An 11692-nucleotide genomic window follows, 5' to 3' on the forward strand; every position below is an offset into this window, starting at 1 on the left:
CCCCTCACTCGTGCTCGGCGCGGGACCGGCCCGCCGGTGACGTCGGCGAACGTGCCGGGGACGCTACCGCCGGGCCGAGGTGGCGCGCGGGCCCCGTTCCGCGATGCCGTTCCCCGCCGCCGTGCCGAGGCGCCGTACGCGTCGGCCACCGCCGTCCGCGCCGAGCTGTCCCGCGATCGTCGCCCCGAACGCCAGGGCCATGCCCGCCAGTTGGACAGGTGTGAGGGCCTGGCCCAGCGCCGCCCAGCCGATGACGGCGGCGGTCAGCGGGGAGAGGGGGCCGAGGAAGGTGACCTGGGTGGCGGTGAGGCGGCCCATGCCGCGGAACCAGAGCCAGTACGCCACCGCCGTGTTGGCCAGTGCGAGGTAGAGGTAGCCGCCGACGGCCCGGCCGTCCAGGGCGGGCGGGGCGCCCTCGACGAGGAGGGCGAGCGGGGCGATGAGCAGCCCGCCCGCGGTGAGCTGCCAGCCGGTCAGGGCGAGGGGGCCGACACCGTCGGGGCGGCCCCAGCGCTTGGTCAGGACGGTGCCGGTGGACATGGAGGCGGTGGAGGCGAGGGCCGCGAGCACGCCCACGAGGTCGAGCGCTCCGGCCGCCTTGAGCACGACCAGGCTGACGCCGAACGCGGCCGCGACGCCGGTGAGCAGGGTGCGTGCGGTCGGCCGCTGCCCGAGCAGCGGCGCCGAGAGGCCGACGACGAACAGCGGCCCGGCCGAGCCGACGACGGCCGCCATACCGCCGGGCAGCCGGTACGCCGACAGGAAGAGAAGGGGGAAGAAGGCGCCGATGTTCAGCGCGCCGAGGACCGCGGCCTTCCACCACCAGGCGCCGCTCGGCAGCACGCGGGCGAGCGCGAGGAGGAGCAGTCCCGCGGGGAGCGCCCGCATCAGGCCGGTGAACAGGGGGCGGTCGGGCGGCAGGAACTCGGTGGTGACCGCGTAGGTGGTGCCCCAGGAGACGGGGGCGAGGGCGGTGAGGGCTATGAGGGCGGAGCGGTTCACGGCCATGGCGGACCCCTTCGGAGTAGGTCGACGGTGAATAGCTTAGCGCTAAGCAACTTAGCGTCAAGCCAGTTTCTTGCGTGCGACCGTAACCCGGCGGATACTCTGCGCATGCCACAGCACAGGGACCCCGTCGACGCGATCATCGACCAGTGGGCGGTCGTACGCCCCGACCTCGACACCGCCGCGATGGAGGTCTTCGGCCGGATCTTCCGGCTCTCGCGCGCCATGAGCGACCGGATGGAGAAGGCGTACTCGCGGTTCGGGATCTCCCGCGGCGAGTTCGACGTCCTGGCCACCCTGCGCCGCTCCGGCGAGCCCTACACCCTCCCCCCGCGCCGGCTCTCGGCCACGCTGATGCTCACCACGGGCGGGATGACCGGACGCCTCGACAAGCTGGAGCGGGCCGGGCTGCTGCGCCGCTCCCCGGACCCGCACGACCGGCGCGGTCTCCAGGTGACGCTGACCGAGGAGGGTCTGCGGCTCATCGACGAGGCGGTCGGCGCGGGCCTCGCGGAACAGTCGGACGCGCTGTCCGCCCTGAACGACGAACAGGCCGGCCAACTGGCCGACCTGCTGAGGGAGTTGCTGGCGGGGACCACGAAGACACAGCCCTAGGTCCGGCAGGGCCCGGGTCACCCGACGTGGGCGGCCAGCGCGGCCTCCACGGCGGCCGGGTCGGGCGCGTCGGCCGCCCAAGCCACGTATCCGTCGGGGCGCACCAGCAGGGCCGTACGACGGTCACTCGCCCAGCGCGCCACGGTCAGCCTCTCCGCGCGGCCCGGGCCACCCTGTCCGCCCTCAGACGCCTCCGGGGTGATCAGTACGAACCGCCCGCCGCGCAGTGCCTCGTAGAGGCGGCCGCCGTCGGCGAGGGCGGTGTCGGGGACGCGCGTGCCGGTGAGGCGGTGGGAGCCGCGGGGGGCCGGGTAGCGGTAGCCGATGCCGGTGATCTGGCCGACCGCCTTGCGACGGGCGGGTGCGACCGCGCCGAGGAACGCGGTGAGGGCGGCACGCAGCGCCAGGGTCCAGGGGCGCTTGGCCATGGCGAGGCGGACGATGCCGCCGCTGCTGCGGAGCACGGACCTGCCGACGGGGTGGCGCTCGGCCTGGTAGGTGTCGAGCAGCGCCGGGTCCGCGTGGTGGTTGACGACCGCGGCCAGCTTCCAGCCCAGGTTGGCCGCGTCCTGCAGACCGGTGTTCATGCCCTGGCCGCCGGCCGGGGTGTGCACATGCGCGGCGTCGCCGGCCAGGAAGACACGGCCGACCCGATAGGCGGGCGCCTGGCGCTCGTCGCTGTGGAAGCGGGACATCCAGCGGGCGTCGTGCATCCCGAAGTCACGGCCCAGGGCGAGCCGGGTGATCTCCTTGACCTCGTCGAGGTCGAGCGGCTCGCTGTCGGCGACGTTGCGGCGGCGGTGCCAGCCGATGACACGGTAGTAGCCGTCGCCGAAGGGGGCGATGAAGGCGAAGGCGTCACCGGCGGCGTTCACGGTGAGCAGGGTGTCCGGCTTCTCGGCGAGCAGGACGTCGGCGAGGACGACGGAACGGATCACCGACCTGCCGGGGAAGGGCAGCCCGATCGCGTCGCGCACGGCGCTGCGCATGCCGTCGGTGCCGACGACATAGGCGGCCCGCAGGCTCTCGGCCTCACCACCGGGACCGCGGACCTCGACGGTGACGCCGTCCGCGTCCTGGACCAGCCCGGTCAGCTCGGTCTCGTGACGGAAGTCCACCCCCGCCTCCACCGCGCGCCGCTCCAGCACCTTCTCCACCTCGTACTGCGGGAGGACGAGGAGGTGGTTGAAGCGGGAGGGGAGCGGGTCGAGGTCGATGGTGAGGCGGCCGAAGAGGCGGAGGCGGTCGAGGGGCTGCCCGACGGCCTCCAGGTCGTCGGCGAGGCCGCGGGCGTCGAGTTGTTCCAGGGTGCGGGCGTGCAGGACGAAGGCCCGGGAGAGGTTGCTGATCTTGTGCGGGCGCCTTTCGAGGAGCGTGACGGGAACGCCCGCGGTGGCGAGGTCGCCGGCCAGGAGGAGGCCGGTGGGGCCGGAGCCCACGACGATGACGGGGCGCGGACGCGGGAGCGGACGCGGGCTCAGGTTCAGGTTCGGGTTCGGGTTCGGGTTCGGGTTGCGGGTGGTGCCAGTCGTGCCGTTCATGGGGGCCTCCTGGGGTGCCAACACCTGTTGGTCAACGTTCGCTGGCCAACGCTTGTTGGTCAACGCTTGTTGGCAACACTACGACTGAGGCATGGAGGCGTCAACACTTGTTGGCCTACGCATGTTGGCCTACGATCGTTGACATGACTGCGAGCAACACGGGCCCCGTCGGCTCCGGCTCCCCCAGCGGAGCGCGCCGCTCCGAGGCCACCCGCAACGCGATCCTGGCCGCCGCACGCGAGCGCTTCGCCGCCGACGGCTATGAGCGCGCCACCATCCGCGCGATCGCCAAGGACGCGCACATCGACCCGTCGATGGTGATGCGGTACTTCGGCAACAAGGACGGTCTCTTCGCGGCGGCCGTCGCGCTCGATCTGCGGCTTCCCGACCTGATGGCGGTGGAGCGCGACGAGGTCGGCCGGGCGCTCGTGGGCCACTTCCTCGCGCTGTGGGAGGAGAACGAGGAGCTCACGGCGATGCTGCGGGTCGGCGCCACCAATCAGGCGGGGGCCGAGCGCATGCAGGGCATCTTCCGCGACCAGCTGCTGCCGGTGGCCCGGCAGGTGTGTCCCGACCCCGAGCAGGTCCCGACGCGGGCCGCGCTGTGCGCCGCGCAGCTGCTCGGACTGGCGCTCACCCGCTATGTGTTGCGTCTCCCGCCGGCCGTGGCGCTGGTCCGGGAGGAGATCGTGGCGTGGCTCGCGCCCACGGTGCAGCGGTATCTCACGGCGCCCAGCCCCTGAGGGACGGGCCCGGACACGAACGCGGACACGGACACGAGCACGGACACGCCGAGGGCGCCGGCCTCACCGCGAAACTGGCGGGAGGACGGCGCCCTCGGCGTGCAGGTCGGCTTCGGCTCAGGCCTTCGCCTCGGACTTGCTCACGCGGTACTTGGACTTGTCCAGGATCATCACCAGACCGGTGATGACGGCGAACAGCACGAGCGGGGTCACGACATAGAGGCCCAGCGTCTCGATGACGCTCAGGCCCTGACCGGGGTCGTCACCGTCGTCGCGCGTGAGCGCGAGCGCGGGGGACGACATGAGCAGCATCATCAGCGTCGTACCGGCAGCCAGGGCGCCGGCGCGCAGGGCGTTCTTCTTGTCCACAGTGCCAAAGTAGCGAACGCCCGAACGGGGCGCGCGCCCGGGGTGCCCTACGCGGGCGCGCGGCCCCTCGCCGGCCTTCACCGCCACCCCCGGCGCCCGTCTTCACCGCCCGTCCCGCAGCACCTCAAGGAGCGCGTGCAGCCGTGGTGAGGCGGTCAGCTCCTCCAGGGTCACCGGGCGGCCCTCGGCATCGGCGACGGGCAGGCGCCAGTTCGGGTACTGGTCCCAGGTGCCGGGGAGGTTCTGCGGGCGGCGGTCGCCGACGCCGTCCGGGAGCCAGACGCCGATCATGCGGGCGGGGGTGCGCAGCAGAAAGCGGTGGACGGCCTGGATCTCCGCCTCCTCGGCGGCCGGCGAGTGGCCTCCGGCCGTGCCCTGGAGCAGGCCGAGCCGGGTGAGCAGGGCCAGCCACTCCGCGGTGTCGGCCGCGGCCGCCGCGCGTTCCTCCTCCAGCGGCCGGGTCAACAGGCCGAGGCGATCGCGGAGTTCGACGTGTTCGCCGGTGAGGCGGGCGGCGGTGGACGGCAGGTCGTGGGTGGTGGCGGTGGCCAGGCAGTCGGCACGCCAGCGGGCGGGCGGCAGGGGGTGTCCGTCGCCCTCCCAGTCCCGTTCGAACCAGAGCACGGACGTGCCGAGCACCCCGCGCCGCTGGAGCGTCTCGCGCACGCCCGGCTCCACGGTGCCCAGGTCCTCACCGATCACCACGGCCCCGGCCCGGGAGGCCTCCAGGGCGAGGAGGGCGAGCATGGCCTCGGCGTCGTAACGGACGTACGTGCCCTCGGTCGGTGGCTGCCCCTCGGGCACCCACCACAGCCGGAACAGGCCCATGACGTGGTCGATGCGCAGGGCGCCGGCGTAGCGGAACAGGGCGCGCAGGAGGCGGCGGTAGGGGGCGTGGCCGGAGGCGGCCAGGCGGTCCGGCCGCCAGGGCGGCAGGCCCCAGTCCTGGCCGCGGGCGTTGAAGGCGTCGGGCGGGGCGCCCGCCGACATCCCGGCGGCGAAGTACTCCTGCTGGGCCCAGGCGTCGGCGCCCGTGGGGTGCACGCCGACCGCGAGATCGTGCACGATCCCGACGGGCATGCCCGCCTCGCGCGCGGCGCGCTGGGCGTCGGTGAGCTGGGCGTCGGTGAGCCAGGCGAGCCAGGAGTGGAAGTCGACGCGGTCCATCAGCTCGGTGCGGGCGCGTATGACCGCGGGCGAGCGGGGGTCGCGCAGCTCGGCCGGCCAGCGGTGCCAGTCGGAGCCGTGCGCCTCGGCGAGCGCGCACCAGGTGGCGTGGTCCTCCAGCGCCTGTCCCTCCCCGGCGAGGAAGTCGGCGTAGGCGGCCTGCCGTCCAGGCCCCAGGGGCACGTCCCGCACCAGCTCCAGCGCCTCCCGCTTGAGCTCCCACACCGCGTCCCGGTCGATCAGCGCGCCCTTGTCCAGCACCGCGGCGCGCAGCCGTTCCGCCCGTTCCAGCAGGGCGTGGACCCGCTCGTGGTCGGCGACGTACGCGAATTCGGGGACGTTCTCCACCCGCAGGTGCACCGGGTCGGGGAAGCGGCGCGAGGAGGGCCGGTAGGGCGAGGGATCGGTGGGGGTGCCGAGTACGGCCGCGTGCAACGGGTTGACCTGCACGAATCCGGCGCCGGCGGTGCGTCCGGCCCAGGCGGCCAGCTCGGCCAGGTCGCCGAGATCGCCCATGCCCCAGGAGCGCCTGGACAGGAGGGAGTAGAGCTGGACGAGGAGCCCGTACGAGCGTCCGGGGGGCGCGGGCAGCCGGGCCGGGGCGACGATCAGATGGGTCTCGGCGCTGCGTCCGTCGGGGGCGGTGGCGCTCACGTGGTGGACGCCGGCCGGGAGTGACCCGGCGGAGCTGAGGGTCTCACCCTGTTCGGTCTCGATGCGCAGCCGGGTGCCGGGCGGGAGCGCGGCGAGGGCGGCGGGGTCTTCGCCGGGAGTGTCGGGGTCTTCGCCGGGGGTGACGAGGTCCTCGCCCGGGGTGCCGGTCCAGTGGACCACCGTGGGCGGCAGCAGTCGCTCGCGCAGTTCGCTCTCGCGGGCGGCGAGGGCGGAGCGGGCGGCCTCCGGGGTGCTTGCGTCGACGCCGAGCGCGGCCAGGGCGGCGACGACGGCGGTGGCGGAGGCGGCGACCGTACGGTCCGGGGACGGGCTGTAGGAGGTGGCGACGCCGTGCAGGCCGGCGAGCCGGGACAGCTCCTCGTCGAGGGGCCCGGGCGCGGTCATCTACAACCCCGGGGCGTAGCAGTCCGCGGTCGCGTCGGACTCGCTGGTCAGCGGGGCGGCGTCGGCGAGGGGCGGCTCGCTGGTCAGGGGCTCGGCGTCGGGCAGCGGAGGCTCGCTGGTCAGCGGGACCTCGGCGAAGGCGCCCTCCGCGCTGAAGACACAGAAGTGGGGGTCCTCGGGTTCGGCGGACGGCTCCGCCACGGGTTTGAACTGGGCCGGGATCGGGGTGTGAGCCGGTGCGGCCACGGGGGCCTCCTTGTCGGTACGTCGGGCACTGTCTTGTCGGTACGTCGGGCACTACGGCGTCTGCCGGATATGGGCAGGCCTACCCAGCGGGCGGGAACGCACTCTCGACAGCCGGTGGAGCGCGGATGAGCGCCAGACGAGTGGGGCCACTATTCACTCAGTACATGTATCCAGTGCATACTGATCTCCATGAGCACCCGGCACATCCTTCTGGGGCTGCTGGAGGCGGGGCCGAGCCATGGCTACGACCTCAAGCGACGCCACGACGAACGCTTCCCGCAGGCCCGTCCGCTGGCCTACGGGCAGGTCTACACGACCCTGCAACGCCTGGTACGCGACGGTCTCGCGGAGGTCGACGGCACCGACGCCGACGGCGGACCGGAGCGGACGCTGTACCGCTCGACGGACTCCGGTGCGCACGAACTGGCCCAGTGGGCACGGGAGATCGCCCCGCCGGCACCCTTCGTGGCGAACGAGATCTTCGCCAAGGTCGTCGTGTCGATCCTCGCGGGCGGCGACCCGGCCGCCTACCTCCGCGCCCAGCGCGCCGCGCACATGGAGCGGATGCGGGAACTGACGACCCTCAAGACCGCCGGCACCGCCGATCTGGCGACCGTTCTCTCGGCGGACTACGCCCTCAACCACCTAGACGCCGACCTCCGTTGGATGAACACCACGGCGGCCCGGCTGACCACTCTGACCGCGGAGGTCGACGCAGCATGAGCAACAAGGGGGAGGCCTCGGCGCCGCTTCTGGCGGCCCGGGACCTCGTCAAGGCGCACGGCAGGACGCAGGCGCTGCGCGGTGCCTCGGTCGAACTGCACCCCGGCGAGATACTCGCCGTGACCGGCGCCAGCGGCAGTGGCAAGTCCACGCTGTTGCACTGCCTGGCGGGCCTCGTGCGCCCGGACCAGGGGTCGGTGGCCTACGCGGGGCTGCGCCTCGACCAGTTGCCGGAGAAGCGGCTGAGCGAGCTGCGGCGCTCCGACTTCGGCGTGGTCTTCCAGTTCGGGCAGCTGATCCCGGAGCTGACCGCCGCCGACAACGTGGCGCTGCCGCTGATGCTGGCCGGAGCGGTGCGCACCGAGGCGCGGGCGCGGGCGGGCGAGTGGCTGGAGCGGTTCGGGGTGCGCGGGCAGGAGGAGTTGCGGCCGGGTGAGATGAGCGGCGGCCAGGCGCAGCGGGTCGCGCTGGCCCGGGCGCTGGTGACGGACCCGAAGGTGGTCTTCGCGGACGAGCCGACGGGGGCGCTGGACTCGCTGGCGGGCGAGCAGGTGATGACGGCCCTGGTGCACACGGCCCGCGAGTCGGGCACGGCGGTGCTGCTGATCACGCACGACGCGCAGGTGGCGGCGTACGCGGACCGCGAGGTGCGGCTGAGCGACGGGATCGTGGCGCCGCTGGGGGTGGCCGCGTGATCGCCGCGGACGTCCGTCTCGCCTGGCAGCTGACCCGGGGGTCCGACCGGCGCGAGTGGTGGCGGCTCGCGCTCACCGCGGTGGGGGCGGCGCTCGCCACGGGGTTCGCCCTCGCGGCGGTGGCGCTGGCCTCGGTGCGCGGGCACCACCACTTCTCCTTCGCCGGCGGTCTGCTGGACAACCCCGGTGAGCGCTCGGGCGTGATCGTCGGTCTGCTGCTCCTGCTGGTGCCGGTGCTGGGCTTCCTCGGTCAGTGCGCCCGGATCGGCGCCGTGCACCGGGACCGGCGGCTGGCCGGTCTGCGGCTCGCCGGGGCAACTCCGGCCCAGGTGCGCCGGATCGCCGCGCTGGAGACGGGCCCGGCCTGTCTGCTGGGCTCGGCCCTGTCCACCGCTGTCGCGGTCCCGGTGCTGCTGGGTCTGTGGGCCGGCCCGAGCGTCTACACCTGGGCCGGGATGGCGCTGATCGCCCTCGGTGTGCCGGTGCTGGGCGCGGCGGCCGGCGCGCTGGCGCTGCGCCGGGTGGTGGCCTCGCCGCTCGGGTGGGTACGGCGGGTGCGGCCGAGCAGCGGGCGGGGGCCGGGTCTCCTGTTCGTGGGCGGGGTACTGGTCGTGCTGCTGTTGGCACTGTGGGCCGCCATGAACACATCCAGCAGTGATCGCGGGCAGATCCCGCTGACGGTGCTCGGGCTGGTCCTCGTGGTCGGCGCGGGCACGGTGTGGCTGGCCGGGGGCACGGCCGGGCTGGTCGGACGGCTGCTGGCGGGCCGGGCCCGTTCCGCGGCCACGCTGATCGCGGCGGAACGGCTGCGCGACGACCCGTGGGCGGCGGCCCGTACGCATGCGGCGGTGCTGCTGGTCACGATCGTCGGCACGGGCTTCGTCGGCTTCCGCCGGGCGTTCCTCGCCGATCTGCACCACATGGCGCGCGAAGGCCACCTCGGTATGCGCATGTCCTTCTACACGACGGGCGTCGACCTGGCCGGCGCGGCGATCCTCGTCGCCCTCGCGATCACCGTGTCCGGCCTCGCCGTCGGTACCGCCGAGTCCCTGGCCGACCGCCGCCGCGGACTGGCCGCCCAGGTCGCCGCCGGAGTGCCGCGGGCGGTGCTCGGCCGGGCGCTGCTCCTGGAGACCGCGCTGCCACTGGCCCCCGCGGTCGCGCTGGCCGGCGCGGGCGGCATGGCCATCGGCATCTGGTACGGCTCGCTGGCCGACGAGTACGTCACCCAGATCGTGCCGTACACCGCGCTGCTGGTCCCGGTGGGCGTGTACGCGTGCTGTCTGCTGGCGGCGGCCACCTCGCTCCCGCTGCTGCGCCGCTCGGCGCACCCCGCGCAGCTGCGCTACGCGTGATCGCCGCATAGGTGTCCGGTCCCGGGGGCACAGGGGACCCCCGGGACCGGAGCACATGCGTGCCCCGGGTACGCGAAGGCCCGGGTCGTCAGGCGGAAATGCCGTCGATCCGGGCCATGGCGTCGTCCGCGCCGTACGGCTGCAAGTACGGCAGCCAGCGCGGGTCCCTATGGCCGGTGCCGATGATGCGCCAGGCCAGGCCGGTGGGTGGAGCCGGCTTGTGGCGCAGCCGCCAGCCGATCTCGAAGAGATGTCGGTCGGCCTTCACGTGGTTGCAGCGGCGGCAGGACGCCACCACGTTGTCCCAGACGTGTTTGCCCCCGCGACTGCGCGGGATGACGTGGTCGACGCTGGTTGCGACGCCACCGCAGTACATGCACCGGCCCCCGTCCCGGGCGAACAGCGCCCGCCGGGTGAGAGGAACGGGCCCCCGGTAGGGAACCCGTACGAATCGCTTGAGCCGGACCACGCTGGGTGCGGGGACGGTGACGGTTGCGCTGTGCATGAAGGCGCCGGACTCCTCGAGACAGACTGCCTTGTTCTCGAGGACGAGGACGAGCGCGCGGCGGAGCGGTACGACGCCAAGGGGCTCGTACGACGCGTTGAGAACCAGGACATGCGGCACGGGTGCCTCCTTGGGCGTCGGCGGCGCGTGGCTCGCGCCGGGACGATCTGCAGCCAGTCTCCCCTCATGCCTGGTGGAAGCGCCACCATGTCCCGGTAACGGGCTGGGAGTGTTTTCGACCACACCTGCTTCATCCCCAGGATCAAGACCTGTTCAAGCGCAGGTGAGCACGGTCTCTCCTTTTCGTAAGCGGCGCTCGCACACACGATGCCCCGTTAGTGTGGTGACTCTGCCCGTCCGGTGTCCTTTCCGTGACCTTGACGACCTTGACGACCTTGACCGCCGCGTCGGACGGGACAGTGCAGCACCAGGAGGTACCTGCCGTGTCCTTGCCCGCCGTCCTACTGGCCGCCGGTTCGTCGCCGTCGCCGACTCCCGGAGAGTCGACGACCCCGACGGTCCCCACGCTCCAGGACGCCCAGGAGAGCGCGACCAACGCCGCCGGCTGGGTCGAGCAGAACTGGTCGACGTGGCTCGCCATCGGACTCAGGGTCCTGCTGATCCTGGTGATCGCGGCGGTCCTGAGAAAGGTGGTGCTGCGGGCCATCACCAAGCTGATCGACCGGATGAACCGGACCGTCCAGACGATGGACGGCACGGCCCTCGGCGGTCTGCTGGTCAATGTGGAGCGGCGTCGCCAGCGCTCGCAGGCGATCGGCTCGGTGCTCAGGTCGGTTGCCTCGTTCGTGATCCTCGGCACGGCCGCGCTGATGGTCCTGGCCACGTTCCAGATCAACCTGGCCCCGCTGCTGGCGTCCGCCGGTGTGGCGGGTGTGGCGATCGGTTTCGGCGCCCGCAACCTGGTCACCGACTTCCTCTCCGGCGTGTTCATGATCCTTGAGGACCAGTACGGCGTCGGCGACCAGATCGACGCGGGCGTCGCCTCGGGCGAGGTCGTCGAGGTCGGCCTGCGGGTGACCAAGCTGCGCGGCGCCAACGGCGAGATCTGGTACGTCCGCAACGGCGAGGTCAAGCGCATCGGCAACCTGTCCCAGGGCTGGGCGACGGCCGGCGTGGACGTGACGGTGCGGTCCTCCGAGGACCTGGACCGGGTGAAGGCCACCCTCGACGAGGTCGCCGAGCAGATGAGCAAGGAGGAGCCCTGGAACGAGCTCCTGTGGGGCCCGATCGAGGTCCTGGGTCTGGACTCCGTCCTGATCGACTCGATGGTGGTCCGTGTCTCGGCCAAGACCATGCCCGGCAAGTCGGTGACCGTCGAGCGCGAGCTCCGCTGGCGCATCAAGCGTGCCTTCGACGCGGCGCAGATCCGCATCGTGGGCGGCGAGACGGCCGTGGTGGCGGACGAGGCCCCCGACCCGACGGCGGCGGTCGCGGCCCCGTCGGCGTTCTCCAACGCGGACTCCCCGCAGTCGATGGCGGCGACACCGATCGCTCCGCAGCGGGCGGTACCGCCGACGAAGTAGAGGGACCGAAGCAGGGGAACGGTTTCAGCACACTCGTTCGAGTGAACGGTTGGGGCATCGGGCGCCGCGCGGGCGCTGGGTGCCCCATCGTTCTGCCGGGGCACCCAGGGCGGGCTTAGCCTGGC

12 protein-coding genes are annotated in these 11692 nt (G+C 73.2%); 6 read left to right on the top strand and 6 right to left on the bottom strand.

Features of this window, described 5'->3' with window-relative positions; all coding sequences use genetic code 11:
- Positions 1-63: 63 nt before the first annotated feature.
- The gene (locus AB0I54_RS08805) at positions 64-1008 is read right to left on the bottom strand and encodes an EamA family transporter (RefSeq protein WP_363295208.1); all 945 of its coding nucleotides are present in this window, start codon (positions 1006-1008) and stop codon (positions 64-66) included.
- A 105-nt stretch (positions 1009-1113) separates the two neighbouring features.
- Here AB0I54_RS08805 and AB0I54_RS08810 point away from each other — a divergent pair, with 105 nt between their 5' ends.
- Complete coding sequence (locus AB0I54_RS08810; protein WP_363295209.1) at positions 1114-1620, top strand: MarR family transcriptional regulator; 507 nt, start codon at positions 1114-1116, stop codon at positions 1618-1620.
- A 17-nt stretch (positions 1621-1637) separates the two neighbouring features.
- Here the strand turns inward: AB0I54_RS08810 and AB0I54_RS08815 are convergent, their stop codons facing one another.
- Entirely contained in the window at positions 1638-3161 is a 1524-nt protein-coding gene (locus tag AB0I54_RS08815; protein WP_363295210.1) for an FAD-dependent monooxygenase, read from the bottom strand.
- Between the two features lie 143 nt (positions 3162-3304).
- Between AB0I54_RS08815 and AB0I54_RS08820 the strand changes: the two genes are divergently transcribed.
- Positions 3305-3904, top strand: a complete 600-nt coding sequence (locus AB0I54_RS08820; RefSeq protein WP_363295211.1) for a TetR family transcriptional regulator — start codon at positions 3305-3307, stop codon at positions 3902-3904.
- A gap of 117 nt (positions 3905-4021) precedes the next feature.
- On the opposite strand, the gene AB0I54_RS08825 is transcribed toward AB0I54_RS08820, so the two are convergent.
- The 3 genes from AB0I54_RS08825 to AB0I54_RS08835 all read right to left on the bottom strand — a co-directional run bounded on the left by AB0I54_RS08825 (position 4022) and on the right by AB0I54_RS08835 (position 6745).
- Positions 4022-4273, bottom strand: a complete 252-nt coding sequence (locus AB0I54_RS08825; RefSeq protein WP_363295212.1) for a hypothetical protein — start codon at positions 4271-4273, stop codon at positions 4022-4024.
- 102 nt (positions 4274-4375) lie between these two features.
- Positions 4376-6499, bottom strand: coding sequence for a 4-alpha-glucanotransferase (gene malQ / locus AB0I54_RS08830; RefSeq protein ID WP_363295213.1), 2124 nt, complete (start codon positions 6497-6499; stop codon positions 4376-4378).
- Positions 6500-6745, bottom strand: a complete 246-nt coding sequence (locus AB0I54_RS08835) for a hypothetical protein (protein ID WP_363295214.1) — start codon at positions 6743-6745, stop codon at positions 6500-6502.
- A gap of 189 nt (positions 6746-6934) precedes the next feature.
- Here AB0I54_RS08835 and AB0I54_RS08840 point away from each other — a divergent pair, with 189 nt between their 5' ends.
- Genes AB0I54_RS08840 through AB0I54_RS08850 form a run of 3 tightly spaced genes read left to right on the top strand, consistent with a single transcriptional unit; the run spans position 6935 to position 9518 of the window.
- A complete protein-coding gene (locus AB0I54_RS08840) occupies positions 6935-7468 on the top strand; it encodes a PadR family transcriptional regulator (protein ID WP_363295215.1) in 534 nt (177 codons plus the stop codon).
- On the top strand, positions 7465-8163 hold the full coding sequence (locus AB0I54_RS08845; protein WP_363295216.1) for an ABC transporter ATP-binding protein: 699 nt from the start codon (positions 7465-7467) through the stop codon (positions 8161-8163). Before AB0I54_RS08840 ends, AB0I54_RS08845 begins: the two co-directional genes overlap by 4 nt.
- Positions 8163-9518 carry an ABC transporter permease gene (locus AB0I54_RS08850; protein WP_363295510.1) on the top strand — a complete coding sequence of 452 codons (1356 nt, stop codon included), beginning with the start codon at positions 8163-8165 and terminating at the stop codon, positions 9516-9518. The genes AB0I54_RS08845 and AB0I54_RS08850 overlap by 1 nt, the downstream gene beginning before the upstream one ends.
- Before the next feature lie 88 nt (positions 9519-9606).
- Here the strand turns inward: AB0I54_RS08850 and AB0I54_RS08855 are convergent, their stop codons facing one another.
- A complete protein-coding gene (locus AB0I54_RS08855; RefSeq protein WP_186280906.1) occupies positions 9607-10143 on the bottom strand; it encodes an HNH endonuclease in 537 nt (178 codons plus the stop codon).
- Positions 10144-10466: 323 nt separating this feature from the next.
- Between AB0I54_RS08855 and AB0I54_RS08860 the strand changes: the two genes are divergently transcribed.
- Positions 10467-11567, top strand: a complete 1101-nt coding sequence (locus AB0I54_RS08860; protein ID WP_363295217.1) for a mechanosensitive ion channel family protein — start codon at positions 10467-10469, stop codon at positions 11565-11567.
- Positions 11568-11692 lie beyond the last annotated feature (125 nt).

Origin of the sequence: Streptomyces sp. NPDC050625, assembly GCF_040654755.1 — a bacterium.
In the GTDB taxonomy this organism is placed as follows: domain Bacteria; phylum Actinomycetota; class Actinomycetes; order Streptomycetales; family Streptomycetaceae; genus Streptomyces.

Excerpts from the sequence above, each read along its gene's own strand:
- AB0I54_RS08805 (WP_363295208.1), bottom strand. The coding sequence starts at position 1,008 with ATGGCCGTGAACCGCTCCGCCCTCATAGCCCTCACCGCCCTCGCCCCC.
- AB0I54_RS08810 (WP_363295209.1), top strand. The coding sequence starts at position 1,114 with ATGCCACAGCACAGGGACCCCGTCGACGCGATCATCGACCAGTGGGCG.
- AB0I54_RS08815 (WP_363295210.1), bottom strand. The coding sequence starts at position 3,161 with ATGAACGGCACGACTGGCACCACCCGCAACCCGAACCCGAACCCGAAC.
- AB0I54_RS08820 (WP_363295211.1), top strand. The coding sequence starts at position 3,305 with ATGACTGCGAGCAACACGGGCCCCGTCGGCTCCGGCTCCCCCAGCGGA.
- malQ (WP_363295213.1), bottom strand. The coding sequence starts at position 6,499 with ATGACCGCGCCCGGGCCCCTCGACGAGGAGCTGTCCCGGCTCGCCGGC.
- AB0I54_RS08840 (WP_363295215.1), top strand. The coding sequence starts at position 6,935 with ATGAGCACCCGGCACATCCTTCTGGGGCTGCTGGAGGCGGGGCCGAGC.
- AB0I54_RS08845 (WP_363295216.1), top strand. The coding sequence starts at position 7,465 with ATGAGCAACAAGGGGGAGGCCTCGGCGCCGCTTCTGGCGGCCCGGGAC.